Source organism: uncultured Lutibacter sp., from assembly GCF_947495725.1.
Lineage (GTDB): Bacteria > Bacteroidota > Bacteroidia > Flavobacteriales > Flavobacteriaceae > Lutibacter.
Genome location: NZ_CANLZZ010000005.1, coordinates 40222 through 63861 on the forward strand (window position 1 = coordinate 40222; position 23640 = coordinate 63861).

At 28.8% G+C, this 23640-nt stretch carries 24 protein-coding genes; 3 read left to right on the forward strand and 21 right to left on the reverse strand.

What is annotated here, in order from left to right; all coding sequences use genetic code 11:
* The first annotated feature begins 101 nt into the window (after positions 1 to 101).
* Positions 102 to 1769 carry a sodium:solute symporter gene (locus tag Q0776_RS12220; protein ID WP_298368636.1) on the forward strand — a complete coding sequence of 556 codons (1668 nt, stop codon included), beginning with the start codon at positions 102 to 104 and terminating at the stop codon, positions 1767 to 1769.
* A 240-nt stretch (positions 1770 to 2009) separates the two neighbouring features.
* Here the strand turns inward: Q0776_RS12220 and Q0776_RS12225 are convergent, their stop codons facing one another.
* From Q0776_RS12225 to Q0776_RS12315, 19 genes are all read right to left on the reverse strand, one after another.
* Positions 2010 to 2744, reverse strand: coding sequence for a sulfite exporter TauE/SafE family protein (locus Q0776_RS12225; RefSeq protein WP_298368638.1), 735 nt, complete (start codon positions 2742 to 2744; stop codon positions 2010 to 2012).
* Positions 2745 to 2784: 40 nt separating this feature from the next.
* A complete protein-coding gene (locus Q0776_RS12230; RefSeq protein ID WP_298368639.1) occupies positions 2785 to 3081 on the reverse strand; it encodes a chaperone modulator CbpM in 297 nt (98 codons plus the stop codon).
* Between the two features lies 1 nt (position 3082).
* On the reverse strand, positions 3083 to 3976 hold the full coding sequence (locus Q0776_RS12235) for a J domain-containing protein (RefSeq protein ID WP_298368641.1): 894 nt from the start codon (positions 3974 to 3976) through the stop codon (positions 3083 to 3085).
* Between the two features lie 278 nt (positions 3977 to 4254).
* Positions 4255 to 4812 (reverse strand): hypothetical protein, encoded by a 558-nt coding sequence (locus tag Q0776_RS12240; protein WP_298368643.1) that lies wholly within the window; start codon positions 4810 to 4812, stop codon positions 4255 to 4257.
* Between the two features lie 58 nt (positions 4813 to 4870).
* On the reverse strand, positions 4871 to 5482 hold the full coding sequence (locus Q0776_RS12245; RefSeq protein ID WP_298368645.1) for a MarC family protein: 612 nt from the start codon (positions 5480 to 5482) through the stop codon (positions 4871 to 4873).
* A gap of 1 nt (position 5483) precedes the next feature.
* On the reverse strand, positions 5484 to 5993 hold the full coding sequence (locus Q0776_RS12250) for a DUF3124 domain-containing protein (protein ID WP_298368647.1): 510 nt from the start codon (positions 5991 to 5993) through the stop codon (positions 5484 to 5486).
* Positions 5994 to 6353: 360 nt separating this feature from the next.
* A complete protein-coding gene (locus Q0776_RS12255; protein WP_298368649.1) occupies positions 6354 to 6821 on the reverse strand; it encodes a c-type cytochrome in 468 nt (155 codons plus the stop codon).
* A gap of 215 nt (positions 6822 to 7036) precedes the next feature.
* Positions 7037 to 7720, reverse strand: coding sequence for a DUF4919 domain-containing protein (locus tag Q0776_RS12260; protein ID WP_298368651.1), 684 nt, complete (start codon positions 7718 to 7720; stop codon positions 7037 to 7039).
* Positions 7721 to 7911: 191 nt separating this feature from the next.
* Complete coding sequence (locus Q0776_RS12265; protein ID WP_298368653.1) at positions 7912 to 8829, reverse strand: hypothetical protein; 918 nt, start codon at positions 8827 to 8829, stop codon at positions 7912 to 7914.
* A gap of 191 nt (positions 8830 to 9020) precedes the next feature.
* Complete coding sequence (locus tag Q0776_RS12270; protein ID WP_298368655.1) at positions 9021 to 9386, reverse strand: hypothetical protein; 366 nt, start codon at positions 9384 to 9386, stop codon at positions 9021 to 9023.
* 219 nt (positions 9387 to 9605) lie between these two features.
* Positions 9606 to 11399, reverse strand: coding sequence for a restriction endonuclease (locus Q0776_RS12275; protein ID WP_298368658.1), 1794 nt, complete (start codon positions 11397 to 11399; stop codon positions 9606 to 9608).
* Between the two features lie 221 nt (positions 11400 to 11620).
* On the reverse strand, positions 11621 to 11956 hold the full coding sequence (locus Q0776_RS12280) for a hypothetical protein (protein ID WP_298368660.1): 336 nt from the start codon (positions 11954 to 11956) through the stop codon (positions 11621 to 11623).
* Positions 11957 to 12010: 54 nt separating this feature from the next.
* Complete coding sequence (locus Q0776_RS12285) at positions 12011 to 13684, reverse strand: hypothetical protein (RefSeq protein ID WP_298368663.1); 1674 nt, start codon at positions 13682 to 13684, stop codon at positions 12011 to 12013.
* Between the two features lie 366 nt (positions 13685 to 14050).
* On the reverse strand, positions 14051 to 14545 hold the full coding sequence (locus Q0776_RS12290) for a DUF2911 domain-containing protein (protein ID WP_298368665.1): 495 nt from the start codon (positions 14543 to 14545) through the stop codon (positions 14051 to 14053).
* Positions 14546 to 14550: 5 nt separating this feature from the next.
* On the reverse strand, positions 14551 to 15390 hold the full coding sequence (locus tag Q0776_RS12295) for a DUF2911 domain-containing protein (RefSeq protein ID WP_298368668.1): 840 nt from the start codon (positions 15388 to 15390) through the stop codon (positions 14551 to 14553).
* A 100-nt stretch (positions 15391 to 15490) separates the two neighbouring features.
* Complete coding sequence (gene gldG / locus Q0776_RS12300) at positions 15491 to 17131, reverse strand: gliding motility-associated ABC transporter substrate-binding protein GldG (RefSeq protein WP_298368670.1); 1641 nt, start codon at positions 17129 to 17131, stop codon at positions 15491 to 15493.
* Positions 17124 to 17849 carry a gliding motility-associated ABC transporter permease subunit GldF gene (gene gldF, locus Q0776_RS12305; protein WP_298368673.1) on the reverse strand — a complete coding sequence of 242 codons (726 nt, stop codon included), beginning with the start codon at positions 17847 to 17849 and terminating at the stop codon, positions 17124 to 17126. The genes gldG and gldF overlap by 8 nt, the downstream gene beginning before the upstream one ends.
* 49 nt (positions 17850 to 17898) lie before the next feature.
* Positions 17899 to 18195 (reverse strand): antibiotic biosynthesis monooxygenase family protein, encoded by a 297-nt coding sequence (locus Q0776_RS12310; RefSeq protein WP_298368676.1) that lies wholly within the window; start codon positions 18193 to 18195, stop codon positions 17899 to 17901.
* 9 nt (positions 18196 to 18204) lie between these two features.
* Positions 18205 to 19035, reverse strand: a complete 831-nt coding sequence (locus Q0776_RS12315) for an SAM-dependent chlorinase/fluorinase (protein WP_298368678.1) — start codon at positions 19033 to 19035, stop codon at positions 18205 to 18207.
* A 182-nt stretch (positions 19036 to 19217) separates the two neighbouring features.
* Between Q0776_RS12315 and Q0776_RS12320 the strand changes: the two genes are divergently transcribed.
* Positions 19218 to 20171 carry a PhoH family protein gene (locus Q0776_RS12320; protein WP_298368679.1) on the forward strand — a complete coding sequence of 318 codons (954 nt, stop codon included), beginning with the start codon at positions 19218 to 19220 and terminating at the stop codon, positions 20169 to 20171.
* Positions 20164 to 21114: a phosphoribosylaminoimidazolesuccinocarboxamide synthase gene (locus tag Q0776_RS12325; protein ID WP_298368682.1), complete on the forward strand. Its 951-nt coding sequence runs from the start codon at positions 20164 to 20166 to the stop codon at positions 21112 to 21114. The genes Q0776_RS12320 and Q0776_RS12325 overlap by 8 nt, the downstream gene beginning before the upstream one ends.
* On the opposite strand, the gene Q0776_RS12330 is transcribed toward Q0776_RS12325, so the two are convergent.
* Together Q0776_RS12330 and yidC are read right to left on the reverse strand one after the other, a co-directional pair.
* Positions 21111 to 21554 carry a hypothetical protein gene (locus Q0776_RS12330; RefSeq protein WP_298368683.1) on the reverse strand — a complete coding sequence of 148 codons (444 nt, stop codon included), beginning with the start codon at positions 21552 to 21554 and terminating at the stop codon, positions 21111 to 21113. The genes Q0776_RS12325 and Q0776_RS12330 overlap by 4 nt on opposite strands.
* 87 nt (positions 21555 to 21641) lie before the next feature.
* Complete coding sequence (gene yidC, locus Q0776_RS12335) at positions 21642 to 23534, reverse strand: membrane protein insertase YidC (RefSeq protein ID WP_298368686.1); 1893 nt, start codon at positions 23532 to 23534, stop codon at positions 21642 to 21644.
* Positions 23535 to 23640 lie beyond the last annotated feature (106 nt).

The window sequence follows — 23640 nt, forward strand, 5'->3', positions numbered from 1 at the left end:
GCACCTAAATATATTTGGAAAAAGGAATATAGCATTATCTTAATTGCAAATGCCATATACATAATAGTGTTTTATTTAATAATGACTTCATTTTCATAAGTATGGCACAGTTAGATTGGATAATACTTATTGGAACATTATTGTTTATAGTTTCATATGGAGCTTATAAAACTAAAGGAAGTAAAAATGTAACCGATTATATTAAAGGTGGAAGTGAAGCTAAATGGTGGACAATTGGCTTGTCGGTTATGGCTACTCAAGCAAGTGCAATTACATTCTTATCAACTCCCGGACAAGCATTTCATAGCGGAATGGGCTTTGTGCAATTTTATTTTGGATTGCCTATTGCAATGATAATTATTTGTTTGGTTTTTATTCCTATTTACCATCGATTGAAAGTATTTACAGCTTATGAATTTTTGGAGGCTCGTTTCGATTTAAAAACAAGAAGTTTAGCAGCAATTTTGTTTTTAATACAACGTGGTTTGGCAGCCGGAATTACAATTTTTGCACCTGCTATTATTTTATCGGCAGTATTGGGTTGGGATTTAACAATGCTAAATATTATTATTGGTGTTTTAGTAATTATTTACACAGTTTCTGGAGGAACAAAAGCTGTTAGTGTAACTCAAAAACAACAAATGGCTGTGATTTTTGCAGGAATGTTTGTAGCCTTTTACTTAATTGTAAGTTATTTGCCCGCAGATATTTCGTTTTCAAAAGCACTAAAAATTGCAGGAGCAAGTGGTAAAATGGAGGTGTTAGATTTTTCATTCAACTTAGATAATAGATATACTTTTTGGAGTGGAATTATTGGTGGTAGTTTTTTAGCCTTATCTTATTTTGGAACAGACCAAAGTCAGGTGCAACGCTATTTGTCGGGAAAATCCATAAGAGAAATGCAAATGGGGCTTGTTTTTAACGGATTATTAAAGGTGCCAATGCAGTTTTTTATTTTATTGGTTGGAGTTATGGTTTTTGTGTTTTATCAGTTCAATACTTCACCCTTAAATTTCAATCCAACAGCAACAGAAATTGTTAAAAATTCTGAGTATTCAAAAGAATACGAGCAGTTAGAAATTAAACATAAAGATTTAGAACTACTAAAATCTGAAGTAAATTTAAAGTATGGAAACGATTTAGATAATGCTGAGTTGGTTAAAGAAATTCAACATTTAAATCTTTTAGAAAAAGAAAATAGAGAGTCTGCAAAAACATTGATTAAACAAGCAGACGTTGATGCAGAAACCAATGATAAAGACTATGTGTTTATTCATTTTATTTTACATAACCTTCCAAGAGGTTTAATAGGTTTATTGTTGGCGGTAATTTTATCTGCAGCAATGTCTAGTACAGCATCTGAATTAAATGCATTAGCTAGCACTACTGCAATGGATTTATATAAGCGAAATGTTACTGGTGAAAAGACAGATGCTCACTTTGTAAAAATTTCGAAATGGTTTACACTTGGTTGGGGAATAATTGCAATTTTAGTGGCCTGTGTGGCAAATTTATTTGACAATTTAATTCAGTTAGTGAATATAATAGGTTCTATTTTTTATGGAAATGTTTTAGGTATTTTTTTACTAGCATTTTTTATAAAATATGTAAAAGGAAATGCTGTTTTTATTGCGGCACTTATTACACAAGCAATTGTAATTGTTGGTTGGTGGCAAGACTGGATGCCTTATTTATGGCTTAATTTATTTGGTTGTGCTTTGGTAATGGGAATTGCTGTTTTAATTCAATCTGTTTCAAAAAAAGGTTAAAATCTCATTTTAGATGAAATAAAAACAGTCTAAAAGTAAAACTTTTCGTCAACCTGAAATAAATTCAGAATGACGAGTTTTAATACTTTTTAGACAACCTTGTTTGTTTGATATATAGGTTTCAACTTATTCAGAAATTAATTTCAAAACTGTTATAGATATTAAATGCTAAATATTTTTAAAAATGATGTTGTTCTGGGTTTTTATATGTTCTTAGTTTTTTTGATAAAACACGAACGTTTAGTACTTTAAAACCACATTTACAAGTGTAACTATTCCAATTAACAATATTAAAATAAGTGAAATAGATTTAAATTTGTTTTGTGGAATTTTATTTAAAATGCGTTTTCCAATATAGGTGCCAAATATTCCAATAATTAATAGAAAGGGCACATAAATAAGATCGTGTTTATGAATATATCCATTTTTGAAATAAACAAAAGTTCGAGTAAAATCTATAAAAAAATCGATGATTGCTGAGGTTGCTATAAACACACTTTTTTCAAGATTAAATGCAGCCATAGTTAGACCTCTTATTGCTCCGCCTGTACCTAACAATCCTGCAGAAAAACCTGATAATATTCCTCCCGTTATGGCATTTTTTTTAGTTGGTAAAACAATGAGTTCTTTCTTGTAAAGAAAAAGAGAGCTTAAAGCAACCAAAAATATGGCGAGTAATATTTCTAATAATAATGTATTTAGAAGTGTAGTTAAAAGTCCGCCAATAATTACAAAAATTACCGATGGAATTCCAATGTTTAGCAGTATTTTTTTATCGATACCTTTTTTAAAAAGAGCAATTTTACTTAAATTACTAGATAAATGGAAAATAGCAGTTAACCCTAATACAGAATGAAAATCGAAATAAAAATTACCAATTGGTACAAAAAACACAGAAGAACCAAAGCCACCAATTGTTCCGGCGATTTCAGCAATTAAAGCAAGAAATATAAATACATAGTTTAATTTATCCATTAAATGTATGTTTCAAATTAGTATTAATGGAAAGAGCTAACTAATCATTTTCGTACAACCGTAATCTATTTTTTAAAGCGTTTAATTCTTTTCTTAACTTCATTTCTTTTTTTAATAAATTAAAAACCACATCAATACCTTCAATATTAACGTTTAGTTCTTTATGAAGCCGAATCATTTTTTCAAGATTTCCAATCTCGTCTTTATGAATAAATTGGTGTTGTTCAAAAGTTTCAATTTTTATAAGCTTTGAATTGTTTAGCGCATCAAAAAATGAAAGCTCAATTTTATAGTGAGAACAAAGTTTTTCGACCAATATTAAATCTTGTACAACCATTTTATCTTAATTTTTGAAGTTCTTCAAACAATGCTTTTTCTTTAGCATTTAAATTTGTAGGAAGTTTAATAGTATAAGTAATAATTAAATCTCCAAATTGATTTTCTTTTTTGTAAACAGGAAATCCTTTTCCTTTTAGTTTAACTTTTGTTCCGTTTTTAGTTTCGGGAGCAATTTTTAATTTAACTTTTCCATCAAAAGTATCAACTGTAATAGTACCTCCTAAAATTGCGGTATATAAATCCAGGTCAACAGAAGCATATAAATTATTTTTGTCTCTTTTGAATTGTGTGTGATTTTGTATTGAAAATTTAATATACAAGTCACCATTTGGACCTCCATTTATTCCTTTTCCTCCTTTTCCTTTTATTTTAATAGTTTGACCATTTTCTATACCAGCTGGAATTGTAAGTCTTATTTGTGAACCATTAACGGTTAAAACTTGTTTATGCGTTTTAAAAACGTCTTTTAGGTTTAATTGTAGTTCGGCATTAAAATCCTGACCTTTAAACTGTCTTTTACTACGTCTAGATGAGGTTCGAGCACCACCAAACATAGATTCAAAAAAGTCTGAAAAATCGGTTTCAGAATATCCACCAGTATTTCCTGAAAAACCTTGGTATTGGCCTTGAGATTGTTGTTGTTGTTTTGCTTTTTCGTAAGCTTCTCCGTGTTGCCAATCTTTTCCGTACTTATCGTATTTTTTTCTATTTTCGGAATTGCTAAGCACTTCGTTAGCTTCATTAATTTCTTTGAATTTTTTTTCAGCTTCTTTATCATCAGGATTTAAATCGGGATGATATTTACGTGCTAATTTTCGATACGCTTTTTTAATTTCCTTGTCGGTAGCGTTCTTTTCAATTCCTAATATTTTATAATAATCAACAAAAGTCATGTACTTCGATTTTTGGATTAATAATTAAGTTAATATAACTAACGTGTAAACACGTAGTTCATTTTCAATTAGGGGAATACGTTTACTAAAGTTACGTAAACTTTGGTAAAATTCCATAAAAAGTTAAAGATTATTAATTAAAAAAAATAGACTTGGAATTAACATCTTTATCAGCGATAAAGAGAACACTTATTATTTACTTTGGTTATTAAATGATATTGATAGATGGTTAATTTTACTTTGGTTAAATTTTAATAAGAAGCGAGCATTTTTTCTTATTAATTACTTAACGGTATAGAAATACCAACAGCAGTAGCACCCGAAAATTGTTTCATATTTGGATGGTAATAATACTTTAGAGATAATTCGTAATTTCGATAATAGCCTAATTCTACACCAAGTGAAAAAGGAATATGTAATTGAACTCCGCTATCTTTTTTAAAAGTAAATGGTGTAAAGGTTTCGAACGAACCAAAAGACGCACCAATTCCTATTTCAAAAAATGGGGCAAACCTACGAAAAGGAGGGGATATACGAGTTTTACCACCAATTAAAAAAGCGCGAGCATCCGATTTGTAAGCGGGTTCATTTTGTTGTTTATCAATTTCTGTTTTAGTTAAAATTAAACCAGCATAGGTTCTAAAATCAATCCAATAAGAAGAGTTAAGTACATATTCTCCTTGTAAATAAAAACCATAACTTTCTATATCTACATTATCATAAGGAACAGTTATTCCAAGGCCGGCAGAAATATCAACCGAAGTTGATTTTATAAATTGTGCATTTAATTGTGAAAATAAAAACAAAGATATGACAAAGATTAGGGATTTTTTCATTGCTTTATTTGGCTAAGTTGGGTATGTCTTTTTTATAATATTGTTTAAGGTGCAATTGTTATGTTTGACCAAAAAAGTTACTAATTCCACTTAAAATACTTTGTACAGCATAGGCGGCTAAAATAAGTCCCATTATTTTACTAATTACGGTAATTCCATAATTACCAATCTTCTTTTGTAAATGATTTGCAGTTAATAAAATTAAGCAGGTTAAACCAATTACAACCAATACAAGTACTGTGGTAACAATTTGTTGTTGAATTGTAAATATATGATTATCAGTCATTAAAACAACCGCCATTATGGCTCCAGGAGATGCTATTGACGGAATGGCTATTGGGAAAATTGTAACGTGTTTATAATCTGTTATTCTATTTTTTTCTTGTTCGGGTTTACCATCGCCAAATATCATTGTTAATGCAAATAAGAAAAGAATTACACCTCCCGAAATTTGAAATGCATCTAGAGAAACAGACATTCCCTCTAAAATTAATTGACCAATTACTATAAAAAATAACAGAATTAGAAATGCAATAACAGAAGCTCTAAGGGCTATTTTTTTCTTATATCGAGCGTCAAATTCTTTTGTAGCTTCGAGATATACCGGAATTGAACCAATTGGATCAATAACAGCAAAAATAAAAAATAGGGTTGTTAAATATTCTACCATATTATTTTATACGCTTGGCTATTGTTGTAAAGGATAAACCTTGTTGTCCCATAGTTGAACTCATAATCCCCTCAAATAATGGCTCCGGACAATTTTTTGGGATGTTCCATTCAAATATAAAATTAGAACCTGTTCCGCCAGAAATATCAATTTCATCAATAATAATTTCTGTAGTTTCCATTGGAGCTAAAAATATTGGATTTTCAAAATAATGTCTTATTGATTTTCCGTGCGTATCGTAATATTCGGCTTTTAAAATATAAATAGTATCTAAATCGCTCGTATTTCTCAAACTTACCATTGCTGTTAAATTATGAGTTTTGTGTTGCGTTTGACTGTAAATTTGCGAGTAAATAGATAAGTATGATTTTCCATATTCTAGCGAATCTGTTGCTTTTATTGTAGCAGTTCGTTTAGTCCAATTTTCTGGATTTATGGAGCTCATTTCTTTTTTACGATTACAACTCATAATGAGAAGCAAACTTATAATAAATAAAAACTTTATTTTCATATTAGATTTTTGTTTCAATAACATTTAAAAAATAATTTCAGTTTCAAAAATGCAACTTTTTTATGTTTAAATATACTAAAATTTTACTGTTTTAACGAGTTCAAATTTAGGCATAAATTTTAGGAAGAAGTTTAAAATAGTTATTTTATCTTCATTAAAATTAGAAGTGATTTAGTATTTCTATTACAATAGTTAAATTTATCCATAAAATCTTTAAGCGCATATTTTTTAAAGTATTCTAATACTGTAAATATATTTCAATGCAATTTATACGATTCAAAAAAAAAGAATCAAAGCCAATAGATTATCCATTAGCTTTGATAAATGTATTAAAAGCGGTTTCTATAATTTGTTAAATACCTAATAATAAGGATGGTATTTGGTTGGCGGAGAAACAACTTTATATTCCGATTGAAGAAAAGTAACAAGATCTACAAGTTCTTGCACGGTCATAACTTCATTGTAGTTTTTCATTTTTGAAAGACTTCCTTCGGTTGAAGTTTTTTGTTTGTAATAAGATGCAACCTTGTGCGAAGGATTAATTACAGAAGTTACCAAATCTCCATAGGTTTTTAAGGCTGTTACTTCGCCTCCAAGATGTATATTTAAATTATCTATTCCGCCTTTCCACGCAATATCTGGAATACTATGGCATTCATTACAAGCCAAACTTTCATAAATTGCTTTTCCTTTTTCAAGGTTTCCTTCAGGCAAAGCAAATTCACGTGCTTGACTGTTGCAGCTACTTAAAAGTAAACTTCCACATAAAAAGACAAACACCATTAAATAATTTGAAAAATTGATTAAAAAGTTTTTTGTATCGGTCATAACTAGGTGTTTTAAATTAATAATTCAATGCACAAAGCACATTTGCTACATTAAAATTAGAAATTAAGTAAATTAAAAAAAATGACCCTCATCAATGCTAGAACTGATTTTTATCAATATGAGGTTTTACAAATGCAATGTTATTACAAGAAAAGAAACCTTTTCAGTTAGTGATAAGTGGTGGCTGTTGAGCAGTATTTTAACGACTAAAAAAGTTATTTTAACATTTCTCCTAAAGCATTTAAACTTGGACTAATATCAAAATAGAGACCTTTAATTCCTTTAGGATTTTCTGCAACCGACAAATAATCATAATGGTTTATTAACGATTGTTCTCCAGAAAATTTTAAACCTAAAGCGCTTAATGTTAGGTATTCGTGACTAACGTTTACTACATAAATTGCGGTTTCTTCTGTTTTTCCATCTCCCGAACTTGTAATTGCATCAATTATAGTTCTCATTTGAATTATAGTTTTTATAAACTCATTTTTATTTTGTAAACTTTTAAAAGCTATAAGTTTATAGTTTAAAGCCTGAAAATTAAATGGAAATTCTACAAGTATAGAATCTGCGTATTTAACTACAGAAGAATAATCTAAATTGGTTAATCTACTTTTAGATAAAACCGTTTTTAAACTATCCTTGAATGTAGAATTTTCGAAAGGTGAATAATTTTTTTGAAAACTAAATCCGTAGTATAAAAGTCTTTTTTCTTGTAGTGTTAGTGTAGTATCTGCAGCATTAAATTTGGCTACTAATTTTGGGTAATAAAAATCAGAATTTTCTTTCTTAATCATTCTTTCAATTTTCTTGTAATTTGGTTTTTCCTTTTTTTTATTCTGAGAAAATCCAATTAGTACTGAAAGCATAAATAGTAATAACAACGGTCTCTTTTTCATAGGTTTTGTTTTGTGACTTGGTATTTGAATAAATTTATTGCAATTATGGGTTTAAAACTAGCAAAACAATTATGTTACAAACGCAATTTTTCAATGTTTAAAATTAATGTTTTTTTGGTTTAGAAACATTCTATTTAGTTGAATTAAGCAATTTTTTACACGCAATTTAAATTTTTAGTTTTACGTTTTATTTAAATTTCAAAAACCTCTATTTGTTTGTCAATAATTTTTTTTGCGTACAATTTTCCGTTCGAAATAATTATTTTACCATAACCTGTTTCTCCTTCGTTGTTATTAGTTTTTAATGTTGTAGGAGCTTCATATGGTTTTTCTAAATCTTTAGCTAAAAGTTTGTTGCTCGAAACTTGACTGAAATAAATAATACCATTATAAATATCAAATCCAATAACTTCACCATCATTGTCGCTGCCATTTAAAATAGTTGGAACTGTGTAGATAATAATAGATTCTTCGGTTGGATTGTTTAAATCTAATTTACGAATCTCTTTTTGAGAAGAGAAATACAAATAATGATCTATAACGCGCATATTTTTTGGAAGTACAAATGTATCGGTAGCAATTTTTTTATCGGTAGCCGATTGGTTAAGTTCGTAAAAATTGTTTGTAGGCGAAAACCCATCTGGACTAGATATATAAACTATTTTATCGGCGTTTTTACATAACTGCGATCGAGAAATGCCTATAATGGCGTTGGTAGATTGCACGCCTGCTGAAACATTGTTTAAATCAATTTGCTTTATGTTTGTAGACTCCGACCAAGCCGAGTTACCTTGATAATATAAAATGTTATTTATTACCTTTAATGATGCTGGCCAATCGGTTGTGTCTTCTATAATTTGCTCAATGGCACTTGTATTAGCATTTAAATTTATGCTGTAAATACTTTTATTAAAAATAAAATACATAACGTCATTTTCAATATCAAAATCTTCAATTTCAGAAACACCAGTAACCGATGAAAAATCTATAGTATGTATATTGGTAGTTTCGGTTGGTTCTTCGGTAATTGGAGGTATAATATCGTTGGTGTTATTGCAGCTAATACAAATTAAAAGTAAATTAAATAGGGCTAAGGCAGTGTTTTTCATTGTTTTTTAATAAGATATGTTAATGTTTACAAATGTATTTTTTTTGCACCATGCAAATATTAAGAAATTGATAGGTTTTAATTATTTTTTATAAACTTTTGTACGATAAATACTACTAACGGTTTTTAATAAGATTTTTGAAATAGCACAGATTGATTGAGTTAGATTAAGTAGTTTAAAGTTAGTGGCTTTTATTTAATATCGAGAATTAATTTATCTTTAAACCAATCAATTAGGAAAACAAATAGTAATCCTACAAACATTCCAATTACATAATTATATTCAATTATATCTTTTTCTTTGAAGTATCTAAAAATAAATTCTATAATTATTAATGCAAAAATGAATATAGAAAATAGAGGCGCATTTATACTCTTTTTGTTGAAAAAATTAATTAGTAAAAATATTGCAGATGGGTGTAAACTTTGCTTTAAAATTGCATATAAATTAATATTATTTATGTTTTCAGTTGTGTGGTTTTTAGTTAAATAAGAAATAAGAAAATTTAATAGCAATATTATTGCTAAACCTATTAAGTAAAAATAATTCTTTTTCATAAGGCTTTTAGTTTGTATTGTGTTAAAAAGTAAATAGATTTTAAGAATTGAAGCTATTTTTTATATCCGTTTTAAGTTTGTCTTTTAATAAATTAGATACTTAATCAGAAAGAATAAAAGAGAGAAATAAGATTAATATATACGGTGAAGCTAAGACTTCGTCAACATTGATAATCCCCTCTCTTTTATAACTTAAATTCCGTTCAGTTCTATGAGTTTTTAAGTGTTTTCTTTAAAATATTTTTTAGCTTCTTTTATATCAATTTTAGCTTTTGTTCCATGTTTCATTAACATATGTAGAAGATTATTCCCATTTAATAATGTAAGTGGTTTATCTTTTGCAAAACTATATGAATCTGGACCATATTCAGATGTAGTAACTAAAATTCCTTTGATTGCACCTTCATTTACAACTGTTCCATATAAATCTCTTACTGCAGCAACTCCAACTACATTAGTATATCTTTTTGCTTGAATAACGATCTTTCCGCCTCTAATTGGATCTGGATCAAATGCAATTGCATCAACACCACCATCTCTACTTGCTTGTGTTACATGTACTTCAGATCCTTCATTTGTAAATTCTTTGGCAAATAGTTCTCTAACTAAGTTTTCGAAGTCTTCCCAGTCCATCATAGCCAAATTTACTGAGTCATTAATATCGTCTACAACAGAATATGATTCAGCAATTCTGCTATCGTTTCTGTCCATCATGATTATTGGTTTTATTGGAGATAATCCATGTAGTTTACTACTTCCAACACCTTTTAAACCTTTGAAACATTCTTTAGGCTCAACCCTTGCTAAATCAATATTTAAAAATTCCTCTTTAGAAACTTGTAACGAAATTATGCAACTATTTTCTTCTTTACCGTTTGATTTATTTATAAATTTAACAAAACCATTAAATGTTATTATGTCAAGAGCATTAACTGTGTCTGCTTCAAATAACTCATGAATAGTTCTTAGGCATATTTGATATAATGAACTATCAAAAAGCTTATTAATTTGGGATTGAGATAATGTAATTTCCTTTATTTCTTTTTTTGATTTTATGAATTTAACTTCTTTTATTTTCGGTAAATCATCCGGTGCAGGTAGTCTATAATCAATAATTATTGATTTATTAGTTTCAGAATACTCTATTTCGTATGATTGGGGAAATGAAGAAGGGTAGATAGAATTACTTAGAACTAAATCACAATATTGCTCAATAGATTGAGAATCTAATTCAAAATATTTATTTTTAAATTCATCAACAAGTTTGTTTGCTCTTTCTTTTTCATTGTAGAATTTTGTTTTCTCATTTTCAAATCGTTGGCATTCTTCATTATATTCGGTATTTAAAATTTCAACAGATTTGTTCCATTCATTCAGCCTTTTTTGATAGGTTTTAGCTTCTTCATCTGTGTTTTTTTTGTTTTCTTCGTCAATCTTTTTGTTGAAAGTTTTAGTTTCTTTTAAATCTATTTCAAACTTATCTTTGATTGAAGTTTTTTTTCGTTCACCTTTTTTCTTAAATATCTTTTCAATTAAAGAAAGTTTTATTTTATATTTTTTATCAGTAATTTTTGGTAATTCCTTTTTATCCTTTGATTTAACTATTTTCTTTTGTGGTTTTGTAGGTAATTTTTTTTTCTGAGGTGATTCTTTTACAAATTCCCTTTTATCTTTAAGCAAATCCCAATCTATGGTATCATCGACTTCTAAAGTATTATTAAGAATATTTGTAGTATTCTCAAGAAATCTAGTAGCATCTAAATTTTTATTATTTGCTATTTCTTCTAAATTTCTAATTAAGTTTTCTTTCTCAATTTTATCGCACAAAACTCTCCATTTTTGATTCCATCTTTCAGCGAGAGTTAAAATCTTATTTTCAAGGATAGCTGAATTTCTATCAACTAAAACACGATGTTCATTTAATCCAGTATGAGTTAGTTCTGCTACGTATTTGGTGTCATAATTTGCGTAGTGATCTTGAGATATTTTTATATCTAGTTTTTCATAGTTCATTTCTTAACTTTTTATTGCAATTTTTATCTAATAGAATTAATAATTCAAATTACTTTATCAGTTTTTATTATTTCGCATTAATGAAGCACAACCTTTTTGTAAAACGGAAGTTGTGTTTTTGTTGTTACAATTTTCCATTGTTAAAATTAATTAATTTATATTCACTATAAACATTCTATTTTATTCCTTGAGCAATTTTTCATATGCGGTATTGGTAAATGTTACGACTTTCTTATATAAATAACTTTTCCAATTCCTTTGTTTTTATTGATTTTATCATAAACTGAATGTGAATCTTTTTTCTTTAAATTTAAATTCTTTTTGGGTGGTAAATTACCTTTATTATCTTTTATAAAATTTAATATATTCTCTAATTCATTTAAATCTGGCTTATCGTTATCTGCTTTATTAATCTTTAGATATTTCAAAATTTGAATGAAATGATGAAATGGGATTTTAAGGTCAAAAGATAAATCTATTAAAGTTTTGTCTTTTAACTTTTCAACTTTTCTTTCTTTTTTGAGTATGGATTTTGAAGTTTCAGTTTTCTTTGTCATATTAATTTTTCTGAATTAAGCAATTTTTTATACCTATTGTTGGCATTTCGTTATTTAATTTCTAAACATAATTGGAAGTTCAAATTTCATATTATTAATACTTGTAGATGAATTTACTCTTTTAAATATCCCAATATGTGTCATATAATTGCAAAAGTGAATTAGTTCAAGATCATCTTTTATACTTAAAAAGTTTTTAAGTTCTTTAGCTCTGAAAGTATATCTATTCCCCATTTTTTCTTTAAATAGAAGTATTTCACTTTCAAAATCAGTATTCAATTTAGAAAAATTAATGTAAATATCTTGTTTAAAGCTTTCATATGCTTTTAAAAAGAATCCTTCTTTGACTAACTCAAAGCAGTGAGTATCTGATTTTTTAACAGGTAGTTCATCTCTGTTTTTTAGATAATAATCAGAAATTACATTAAAAATTTTATCCAAAAATATAAGAACCATTCGAGGAATAGAATTACCTGTCCCAAGATTAAAATTTCCTGAAAAATAATCAAATATTTCTATTTTCTCAATTTGCCCATTGCCATTTTTGAAACTAACGTGTTTAGGAAGAAAAGTTTGAATTATTTGCTTGTTTAAGTTGTCATCTAAATTTACTTTTCGAGGGAATTTTTGTTCATAATGAGCTTTATTTATTTTCCTCATTGCCATTCTATAACATCTAACATAAAAAGCAGGTTTAATATAATTATCAGTTTCAAGAGATGTATCAATTTCTATATTCTCTTGAGCTACAGAAATCATTATATGTTCTAAATTAAATATATTTTTAATATTATAAATAATTCGTTTAGCAATGAATTCTCGAATATTTTCAGGAGTCCATTTTAAATCAATTTTTTTTGAAATAACTTTATCATATCCGATTCCATCAAAGGAAAGTTGATGAAATAAATCATCTCGAAGAAATAATTTCAATTCAATGTTTGAGTAATTACGATATTCTCTTTCTACTGCAATTAAAGCTTCGAGCAGTTCTTTCTGTGTATTAATACAGGAACGACTTACAAATTCATCTAATCTATCTATTAAAATAACGATATTTAAATTATTATCTATTAAGAAAGTATTGATTTCTTGTTTGTAATAATCCAAATCAATTTCAAGTTTATCTGTAAACTTTTCTTTAATATTTTCTTCTTGAATGACAGGTTCGGTTGTGAAGTACACATCTGGCATTATACTTGTTGCAGTGTCATATAGTTTAATTCCAAATGTCTTTTTTGTTTTTAGGAATGTATCTAACTCATTTTTTCCAAAAATTGACTTTGTTAGTTTAATAGACTCTTTGATGGGTTGAGTTAAAGGAATATCCAATTTCTCTAATCGTTGTGTCATTTTGAAAAATAAAAATAACTCCCAAACAATTTGATATTTAAACACATCTTCATCAGATTCTGTTTGAATGAGTTTTAAAATTTTTCCTTTTAGATTCTTGTATTGAAAATTATCATCAATCGGGATAATTAAGTTTTTATACCCGTGATGATTCTGAAATTTTAATTTTTCTTCTTTTAATAATCTAAATAAAGCAGTTTTTCCAGTTCCTTTTTCCCCTAAAACGATATTTTTCTTTCCAGTCAAAAAATCAATTATAGAAGAAGTTTTACAAACACTATGAAATAATAATTCATCATTATTTGCTTCTATATCTCCAAAATTAAATTTGTATAAGTTTTCTAATGTAATTTCTTTTGGTAAATTCTCTATCATAGTTTTTTTTAATGAATGCCAACTCATTATCTAATTATACTACATGTTTTTATCCCCATAAAACATACAGGATAACAAACGTTTTTTTACGCGTAAAATGAGTTTTGCAATTTTTCTCACTCAAAATTAAAAAAATAAATGAATGTATAGTCTGATAATTATCAGAAAGTAGATTTAATTTATAAACCAAAAAAGTAGTAAACGCAAAAAGAGGCTAAAATAAAAGTTGCAATACGTTATTCTAATTCTATTTTTTAGAATTATATCATACTAATTAACAATTAATATGAGCACCTAAACAAGTTTAGGTTTACAACGATTTTAAAACTTTTAAGACAGCCTCTTAAGCACCTTATTAAAAAACTATTACTTCATTGGAATAAAGAAACGTACTTTTTCCCAATTAAATTGTACGCCACCTTTAAAAACTAAAAAGGTTAATTGTTCTCTATTTTTATCGGCCTTTTTCGTTTTAACTTTAAAACGTACAAGGTCGTTTTCTTGGCTATATCCATTAGATCCCCAAGCATCATTTTTGTTGCTTAACACAACAGTCCATTCTTCACCTTCAGCAGGTATAATAAATAAACCATATTTTCCAGCAGGAACTTTTTTTCCTTTCACGATCATATCCTTAGCAAAAGAAATGGTAGTGTTTTCGTTTGCTCCAGCTCTCCAAACTTTGTTGTAAGGAACTAAATCGCCCCAAATAACTCTATCTCTAACGCTTGGCGCTCCGTAATCTACAGTTACTGTAGTTTCACCTACTTGTCCTGTAGCTTCGGCTCTTGGGCTTTTTTGTGCAAATGTTGCTGTTGCAATTAAAAGCATCAATGCTAATGTAAATTTAATTTTTTTCATCTTTATTATTTTTGCCATTCAGCAATTGATTCTTTGTTCATTTTAACATAGTCTGCATTACCAGCTTTTTCTGCACCTTCTAACGATAATTTTGCAGTTGCAATTGCTCCAGCTTTATCTCCTAAATCTGCTTGTATTAAACTCATTCTGCGTAAATGCCAAAATTTTGCATCTTTAGCAGTTGCTTTTTTAATCCATTCTAAAGCTTGTTTTAAATCTTTACCTTCTGTATGGTAATATGTTGCTGCTTGAAAATAATCGTTTTGAGAAGGACCAGCCATTGCATCGTTTATACTTTTTGAAGCAATTTTATCTGTTGGTACTTCAAACGGAAATGCTACAAATGTACTTTCCCAAATAAATTCTAGGTTTCCACCTTTGTTCGATAATCCGTTTAAATCTATAGTAAAACTTTCTACATTAAATGGTACGCTAGTTGTTTTTGCTGTAGCTCTTGCTGCAACTTTAGATTCGTCCCATTTTTGTGGAGTTCCCCAATTGTTAGAGTCGGTGTATAAAATTAACTCCCAAGAATCTTTATTAGGTACTGTAAAAATAGCGTAAGTTCCTTTTTTTACTTCTTGTCCGGCAATTGTTACATTATCACTAAATGTAATTTTAGTGTTAGCGTTTGCTCCAGTTCTCCAAGTTTTACCAAAAGGTACTAAGTCTCCAAAAATAACTCTTCCTCTAACCGCAGGTCTAGAATACTCTAAAGTTACATTTGTTAATCCAACAACTTGCTCTAACTTAGAAGTAGGACTAGGTTGTGGTGTTTTAATTTGTGCGTCTATTGTTGAAGATATTCCAACAAATAATACGGCAATTAATAATTTTTTTAGCATAATATATTATTTTGTTTAGTAACAAATATAACATATAAAGGAACCTATAATTTGACGGTTTCTATTTTTAACAATTATTTAAGAAGCAGCTAACTGCTATTTAACTGTATTTTTTCTTTCGGAAGTAGTTAAATAGCACCCCAAATACCGATAGTAATACCAACGGAAATATAATATTTATAAGTTGCCATTTTGTAGATTCTTCAAACGCTTTTTGCTTGTTTAAAAAGTTAATTTTAACCGTTTTTGAACGAATGTTTATTAAGCCGTTATCATCTAATAAATAGTTTACCGAGTTTAATAAAAAATCTTTGTTTCCAAAACGTTGGTTGGTCCATTTATTTACGCCTAATTGTAGCGGTTTTCCTTTTGAAACTTCGTTGGCAATAACATCGCCGTCCGAAATAACAATCATTTTAGTTGGCGCACCAGTTTCTTTGGTGTTTGCTAGTTTAAAAGGTTTAATTCGGTTATTGTATGCCGATTTAAACGAACCTTCTAACAACACAGCTAATGGTTTATTTCCGTGGGTAAATTCTTCGGGTTTTACTTTTTCGCTAATAGATTTTAACGAAATTATTGAAGGAATTCCAACGGTTTTAGATAATTGTGAACTTTGTGCCAATATGGTTTTTGAAATGTTGTTTTTTAAGGTATCTATACTGCTAACAAATTTAAAATTAACCGCTTCTGTATTGTTATTTATTGGATGGTTGTTTAAGGCGTTTGCCAACGGAAAATAGTTCCAATTAAAATTGTTAAACTGAGTTTTGTTACCCACATTTCCGGTTGCTAATGTTATTTGCGAACTGTTAAGATCGTATATTAAATCAGAATTGATTCTAACACCATAGTTAAAAAATAAATCGGTTAAACCCAAATCTCTAGGATAGGCGAGTGATTCGCCAGTTGTCATTAAACTATCTAATTCTGCTTGTGCATTGTCTATTAACCACAACGATTTACCACCATTCATCATATACTGATCCATTGTAAACTTTTCTTCTTCAGAAAATTTTTCAGTAGGTTTTGCAACAATGGCAACATCGAATTGGGAAAGCTGATTTAAAGTTTTAGCAGGATTGGTAGCTACAGAATCTAAGGTAAAAGGAGCAAGCAAATAATATTCGCTTAATTTTTTTAAAAAATCGGCAATGTAAATATCGTCTAATTCTCCGTTTCCTTTTATAATGGCTATTTTTTTCGATTTTTTTGAAGTTATTTTATGCAATACTTCTGCAAAAGCATATTCTAAATTTTGAATAGAACTTTCCAATTGTTCGTCTTGAGAATTGGTGTAACTATCTTTTAATAAAGAAACAAACTCCGATTTGTTTTTGTAGCTAATTTCGGCATATGGAAATATAACAATTTCAGAAAGTTTGCCATTTTCTTCAATTTGCAATCTGCTTGGTTCAAGTCCTTTGTTTATCAACTCTTCGCCAATATCCATAGGATTGTAAAAACGGAAATGTATTTTTTTATTTAAGGCTTTTAATTCTTCTAAATGTAGTTTTGTTTCGGTTTGTAAGCGCTTAAATTCAGCAGGAAAATCGCCTTGTAAATACACTTTTATTACAATGGTTTCGGCAATGTTTTCTGTAATTTTTTTTGTGGTTTCAGAAAGCGTATAGCGTTTGTCTTCGGTTAAATCGAAACGTTTATAAAATGAGGAGCCTAAAATGTTAATTAGGAGTATTCCCAATAAAACTAGCGCTATGTTTGTATACTTTTTACGCATTGTTAATTCTGATTTTAGTGAAATATAAAAACAAAAATGCGAGCGAAGTAAAGTAAATTAAATCTCGGGTGTCTATAACTCCTTTGCTAATGCTATTAAAATGTGTACTCATTCCAATGTTTTGAATTGTATAATCCAAACTTCCAAATAAGTTATTCGATGCCAAGGCTTCAAAACCATAATACATAAAAAACGAAATAAATACCGCTACTAAAAACGAAACTATTTGATTTTTTGATATGGTAGAAGAAAAAACACCAATTGCGGTGTATGTGGCAGCTAAAAATAGCAATCCTAAAAACGAACCTATAGTTGTGCCAAAGTTTATGTTACCAACCGGATTTCCAAGTTGGTAAATGCTGTAAATGTAAATTAATGTTGGTAGAATGGCTAAAATTACCAAACACAAAGAACCCAAAAATTTTCCTATTATTAATTGCCAAATTGTTATGGGTTTTGTTCTTAAAATTTCTATGGTTCCGGTATTAAACTCATCGGAAAAACTGCGCATTGTTATAGCAGGAATTAAGAAAATGAAAATCCAAGGAGCTAAAAAGAAATAACTATTTAAATCGGCAAAACCAGCGTGTAAAATATTAAAATCGCCATTAAAAACCCAAAGAAATAACCCGTTAATAACCAAATATACCGCTATAACTAAATAACCAATTGGCGAAGAAAAAAAGGAATTAAGTTCTTTTTTTAAAATGGGTAACATTGCTGTTTTATTATTTTATTGTTTAATTTAAATTATCACACTTCACACTTCACACTTCACACCAAACCTTATCTACGCTCCAAGCTTCTGGTTTTTTATTGAATAACACTTTAGTTTTTGCCCAAACATTTTTAAATAAATCGGAATTTCTATAATGTTCTAAATGTTTTTCAGATTCCCAGTAACTATACGTAAAAAATAGTGATGGATCGTTCTTGTCTTGGTATAATTCTAATAAACGACAACCATCAAAGTTTCGTATGTTGGTTTTGTTATTATTAAAATTATTTAAAAACGTTTCAATTTTAGAAGCATCAAAACTCATTTTTACAATTCGTACAAACATAGTTTTAATTTATAAAAATTTTACGGTTAATACATCTCTATAATTTAAACCTAACAAAGAAGATGCGCCACCAACGGTATTTAAATTACTTCGGTACATTGCTATTTCGAGGTAATTTGCCGAATTAAATAAAGCTAATTTACTTCCATCTTTTTGGCGTTGTTCTTTTGGAACAGAGAAATTTACAAATTCGCTATATCGAGTATATATTTTATTGAAAATATACTTATTAGCCGATATTTCATAATCTCGTCCTTTTCCAACTTCTTGAAACAATTTTTGACTAATATTACTAATTGAGTTTCCATAATTATCTATATAAATAATATTTCCAAATATGGTTTTGTTATCGCTAGAAATAGAAGGTTGTAATTCTATTAATTTTTTAAACTCAGGAATAGCCTTACCTATAACCTCTAAAGTTCCTCCGCGCGAAATATGACAGGCAACTTTAACAAAAACATCTAACACCGGAAAACTAGTTTCAAAACGGTTGTGAATATTTATCTCAACAATTTTTTCGGGTTTAATTTCTGCAGCCAAAAGAGATATTACCCCATTGTCCGCACAAATAAAATAATGATTATCTAGTTTTAAGGCAATATGTTTATTTTCTTCATTTAACTCACTGTCAACACCAATAATATGAATACTTCCATCAGGAAAACTCTTGTATGCATTTTTTAAAATATAAGCCGTTTCGGTTATATTAAATGGCGATATGTGATGTGATATATCAACAATTCTAGCATTAGGAAGCTCACTGTAAATAGTTCCTTTTACAGCACCAACAAAATGGTCTTTAGTCCCAAAATCAGTAGTTAAAGTAATTATAGACATATAGAATCAGCGCGAATTTTTTTGACAATTAACAATTTAATATACTTAATAAAATGTTTAAAACTTATTTACAAAGTTCAAATGATTGTTATTTGATATAATTAAATTTGTTATGCAAATCTAATCAATTATTCGGTTATTTTGCACACATTTGTATGAATTAAACTTAACACTTATATCATTTGAACGAACGTATTATTGAACTAACAGATATAAATCCAGGTGATTTTTTCGGAACTCAAAACTCGAATGTGGATTTATTGAGGAAATATTTTCCAAAACTTAAAATAGTTGCTCGAGGAACAAAGTTAAAAGCCTATGGAGAGCCCAATATTTTAGATGAATTTGAAAAACGATTTAATATGCTTATAAAGTATTTTAATCGTTATAATAAGTTAGACGACAATAGTATTGAACGCATTTTAACCTCCAATGGAAAGGAACCCAAAAGTTCTAAATTGGCCGATGGCGTTTTGGTACACGGTGTAAGTGGTAGATTAATAAAAGCTCAAACGGCCAACCAGCGTAAAATGGTAGAGCTTATGAACAAAAACGATATGATGTTTGCTATTGGTCCGGCTGGTACAGGAAAAACATATACTGCTGTTGCATTAGCTGTAAAAGCTTTAAAAGAGAAAGAGGTTCGTCGTATTGTGTTAACACGTCCGGCAGTTGAATCGGGCGAAAATTTAGGATTTTTACCGGGAGATTTAAAAGAAAAATTAGATCCGTATATGCAGCCATTGTATGATGCTTTGCGCGATATGATTCCTTTTGAAAGATTAGATTCATATATAGAAAAAAGAATTATTGAAATTGCCCCGTTGGCATTTATGCGAGGAAGAACTTTAGATAATGCATTTGTAATTTTGGATGAAGCGCAAAACACAACCCATAATCAAATGAAAATGTTTTTGACAAGGATGGGGAAAAGCGCTAAATTTGTAATTAATGGGGATCCAGGTCAAATAGATTTGCCAAGAAGACAAGTTTCTGGTTTAAAAGAAGCAATGTTAACTTTAAAAGATGTTAAAGGAATTGGATTTGTATATTTAGATGATAAAGATGTAATTAGACATAGATTAGTAAAAGAAATAATTTCAGCATATAAAAGTATTGAAGTAGGCAATGAGTAATACAATTAACAACACCGAGTTTAATTTTCCAAAACAAAAATCTGTTTACAAAGGAAAAGTTAGAGAAGTTTATAATATTAACGATGAAGTTTTGGTTATGATAGCTTCAGATAGGCTTTCGGCATTTGATGTTGTTATGCCAAAGCAAATACCATACAAAGGACAAATATTAAATCAAATTGCGTCAAAAATGTTAGATGCAACCAGCGATATTGTGCCAAATTGGATTTTAGGTATTCCAGATCCTAATGTTGCAGTTGGTCATTTATGTGAGCCTTTTAAAGTAGAAATGGTAATTAGAGGCTATATGAGCGGTCATGCAGCACGTGAATATAAATTAGGGAAAAGAATGCTTTGCGGTGTTGCAATGCCCGAAGGTATGAAAGAGAATGATAAATTCCCCGAGCCAATTATTACACCCGCAACTAAAGCAGAAGATGGCGACCACGATGAAGATATTTCTAAAGAAGACATTATTGCAAAAGGCATTGTTTCGGCTGAAGATTATGCAGTTTTAGAAAAGTACACCAAAGCACTATTTAAAAGAGGAACTGAAATTGCTGCAAAACGTGGTTTAATTTTAGTGGATACTAAATATGAGTTTGGAAAAACTAAAGACGGGAAAATTTTATTGATTGATGAAATTCATACACCAGATTCTTCTCGTTATTTCTATGCAGAAGGATATGAAGAAAGACAAAGTAGAGGAGAAGCTCAAAAGCAATTATCTAAAGAATTTGTACGTCAATGGTTAATTGCTAATAATTTTCAAGGATTAGAAGGGCAAACGGTGCCAGAAATGTCTGATGAAAAAATTAATGAAATTTCAGAACGATACATAGAATTGTATGAAAATATTACTGGCGAAAAATTTGTAAAATCAGATGTTAGTAATATTCATAAAAGAATTGAAAAAAATGTATTAGCATTTTTAAATTCTTAATTGTCTAAACTATTTTTAAGGTTTCTTATTATTGAAATAATTTCTTTTTCAGAATAAGGTTCAGTTAAAAGCCAGCTTAAAGCACTTTCATTGGTTGAAAAAACTTCAGCTTCTTGGTTTAAGTTGGTTTGTTGTTTTTTATAGAGCGTTGTTGAAACTACTTGATTGGGAGTAAAGGTCACCATTGCTACTTTTCTTTTTCCTAATACTTCACTTTTTGAATGGATAAAGTCTACAAACTTTTTAATATCGGCAGGAGTTGTTGAAAAAACTACATTTTTATGATGAATAAAAAAATTCATCTCTGGTTTAAAAAGCTTATCACTAAATAATTTTTTTTTAAAATCTATGTATGTATCTACATCAAGTATTCCAGTATGAAATTCAATTACAAGATTAAGATCGGGGATAATTTTATATGTGCTTTTTAGCTTTTTCATGATTTTGAGGGGTAAATCTCAAATAAAAGTATAAAAAAAGTCCTTTTGAAAAAACAAAAGGACTTATAACTTAACAAACGGTAAGTTTTATCGTTTTTTCTGCTGTTTTGCTTGTTGTTCTTGAGCCTGTTTCATTGCATCATTTAGACGTTTTCTAAATTTACCTTCTTTTTTAGGCTTCTTTTTGTTCTCTTGAATTTTAGCATGAATTTTTTCTTCATCAATAATGTAATTTTTAATAATCAGCATTATTGTAATGGTAAGTAAGTTAGAAACAAAGTAATATAAACTTAAACTACTTGCATACATATTAAAGAAAATTAACATCATTACAGGCGAAAAGTACATCATCATTTTCATCATCTTCTGCATATCAGGCATTCCTTCTTGTGTAGGTTGCTGCATATTCATTTGTTGACTCTGACTCATTCTCATATAAAAGAAAATGGCTACAGAGGCTAAAATTGGGAACAAACTAATATGAGATCCATACATTGGAATATTAAATGGAAGTTCAAAAACAGAATCATATGCCGATAAATCATCAGCCCATAAAAATCCTTTTTGACGTAAGTCTATATTTGATGGGAAAAATCGAAATAACGCAAAGAATACTGGCATTTGTAAAACCGCTGGAATACAACCCGATAAAGGACTAACACCGGCTTTGCTTTGAACAGCCATAGTTTCTTGCTGACGTTTCATCGCATTTTCTTTTCCTGGTAAACGTTTGTTTATTTCCTCCATTTCAGGTTTTAACACCTTCATTTTAGCACTAGATAAGTACGATTTATAAACTAATGGCGACATTAAAATACGTACAACAATAGTTAACAGAATAATAATTAATCCGTAGTTACCTATAAAACCTTGTAAAAAGTTAAATACAGGTATAAAAATTAAGCGGTTAATATAACCGAATATTCCCCAACCTAAGTTTACAACTTCTTTTAAGTTTCTATCGTATTTTTTAAGAATTTGGTAATCATTTGGCCCAATGTACCAATTCATTTTATAATTAAATTCTCCGCCTTCTAAAGCTAATGGTGCTTTTAAATAAAAGGCTTTTGTAAATGTAGTATCTACTTCTTCGTCTTCTGTTAATGTTTTAGATTCTAAACGAGCATTTTCAAATGCTTTATCTGTAATTAATATTGAAGAGAAAAAATGTTGTTTAAAAGCAACCCAATTTACATCATTTTCATCAGCATCATCTTCGCCTCCAACAGATAAATAATCGATGTCTTCATCATCTTTTTCATAATACATTTCTGTTTGTTGGTTTTCATAACGAATACTTTTTTCGTGTCTGAACCCTTCTAAACTCCAATCTAATGTAATTTGTTGTGCCGAATTAATTGTTGAATTTAAACCTTGAGATTTAACATAAAAATCTACCATATATTCATCAGGTGTCATTTCATATCTATATTCTAAGTACTTGTTTTCAGAAACTTTTAATTTCATAGAAAGCACTTTTTTAGAACCATTATTACTAATTGTTGGTTCGAACATTAATTCTTTGGTGTTTAAAATTCTGTTTCCAGAAGTACCAAAATTAATATTAAAAGAAGCATTTTGATCTTTTACCATATATAGAGGTAAAGAATCATAGGTAACATAGTTTTTTATTAAAGCTTCTTTTATTTGTCCACCTTTATTAGAAATAATCAATTTTAGAACATCATTTTCTAAAACTGTTTCTTCATTTGCAACCGTTGCTGAATATGCAAACTCTCCTAATGCACTTTTAGCTTTTTCAATAGAAAGAGAATCCGTGGCTTGCAGAGCTTCAGAATTACTAAAAGCATTTTCAACTGTAGAAGAAGTTGAATTTTCTTCAACTTGTTCTGTTTTTTTGTTTTTTTCGGCCTCTAGTTCTTCTGGTGTAGGCTGGTTGGTGTACATCCACCATAACATAATTGCTCCAAGTAAAACAAAGCCAATAAGTGAATTAAAATCAAATTTCTTTTCTTCCATGTGTATATTTAAATGTCAATTTGTCATTTTGTTTTTTGAAAAATTCAAAAAGCCCGACAAAAGTACTAAAAGTAACGTTAATAATTAGTTTTTAATAATGTTTACC

Excerpts from the sequence above, each read along its gene's own strand:
- yidC (WP_298368686.1), bottom strand. The coding sequence starts at position 23,534 with ATGGAAGAAAAGAAATTTGATTTTAATTCACTTATTGGCTTTGTTTTA.
- Q0776_RS12280 (WP_298368660.1), bottom strand. The coding sequence starts at position 11,956 with ATGACAAAGAAAACTGAAACTTCAAAATCCATACTCAAAAAAGAAAGA.
- gldG (WP_298368670.1), bottom strand. The coding sequence starts at position 17,131 with ATGCGTAAAAAGTATACAAACATAGCGCTAGTTTTATTGGGAATACTC.
- gldF (WP_298368673.1), bottom strand. The coding sequence starts at position 17,849 with ATGTTACCCATTTTAAAAAAAGAACTTAATTCCTTTTTTTCTTCGCCA.
- Q0776_RS12275 (WP_298368658.1), bottom strand. The coding sequence starts at position 11,399 with ATGAACTATGAAAAACTAGATATAAAAATATCTCAAGATCACTACGCA.
- Q0776_RS12285 (WP_298368663.1), bottom strand. The coding sequence starts at position 13,684 with ATGATAGAGAATTTACCAAAAGAAATTACATTAGAAAACTTATACAAA.
- Q0776_RS12260 (WP_298368651.1), bottom strand. The coding sequence starts at position 7,720 with ATGAAAAAGAGACCGTTGTTATTACTATTTATGCTTTCAGTACTAATT.
- Q0776_RS12240 (WP_298368643.1), bottom strand. The coding sequence starts at position 4,812 with ATGAAAAAATCCCTAATCTTTGTCATATCTTTGTTTTTATTTTCACAA.
- Q0776_RS12290 (WP_298368665.1), bottom strand. The coding sequence starts at position 14,545 with ATGAAAAAAATTAAATTTACATTAGCATTGATGCTTTTAATTGCAACA.
- Q0776_RS12270 (WP_298368655.1), bottom strand. The coding sequence starts at position 9,386 with ATGAAAAAGAATTATTTTTACTTAATAGGTTTAGCAATAATATTGCTA.
- Q0776_RS12315 (WP_298368678.1), bottom strand. The coding sequence starts at position 19,035 with ATGTCTATAATTACTTTAACTACTGATTTTGGGACTAAAGACCATTTT.
- Q0776_RS12225 (WP_298368638.1), bottom strand. The coding sequence starts at position 2,744 with ATGGATAAATTAAACTATGTATTTATATTTCTTGCTTTAATTGCTGAA.
- Q0776_RS12235 (WP_298368641.1), bottom strand. The coding sequence starts at position 3,976 with ATGACTTTTGTTGATTATTATAAAATATTAGGAATTGAAAAGAACGCT.
- Q0776_RS12245 (WP_298368645.1), bottom strand. The coding sequence starts at position 5,482 with ATGGTAGAATATTTAACAACCCTATTTTTTATTTTTGCTGTTATTGAT.
- Q0776_RS12230 (WP_298368639.1), bottom strand. The coding sequence starts at position 3,081 with ATGGTTGTACAAGATTTAATATTGGTCGAAAAACTTTGTTCTCACTAT.
- Q0776_RS12295 (WP_298368668.1), bottom strand. The coding sequence starts at position 15,390 with ATGCTAAAAAAATTATTAATTGCCGTATTATTTGTTGGAATATCTTCA.
- Q0776_RS12330 (WP_298368683.1), bottom strand. The coding sequence starts at position 21,554 with ATGAAAAAGCTAAAAAGCACATATAAAATTATCCCCGATCTTAATCTT.
- Q0776_RS12265 (WP_298368653.1), bottom strand. The coding sequence starts at position 8,829 with ATGAAAAACACTGCCTTAGCCCTATTTAATTTACTTTTAATTTGTATT.
- Q0776_RS12310 (WP_298368676.1), bottom strand. The coding sequence starts at position 18,195 with ATGTTTGTACGAATTGTAAAAATGAGTTTTGATGCTTCTAAAATTGAA.
- Q0776_RS12325 (WP_298368682.1), top strand. The coding sequence starts at position 20,164 with ATGAGTAATACAATTAACAACACCGAGTTTAATTTTCCAAAACAAAAA.
- Q0776_RS12220 (WP_298368636.1), top strand. The coding sequence starts at position 102 with ATGGCACAGTTAGATTGGATAATACTTATTGGAACATTATTGTTTATA.
- Q0776_RS12250 (WP_298368647.1), bottom strand. The coding sequence starts at position 5,993 with ATGAAAATAAAGTTTTTATTTATTATAAGTTTGCTTCTCATTATGAGT.
- Q0776_RS12255 (WP_298368649.1), bottom strand. The coding sequence starts at position 6,821 with ATGACCGATACAAAAAACTTTTTAATCAATTTTTCAAATTATTTAATG.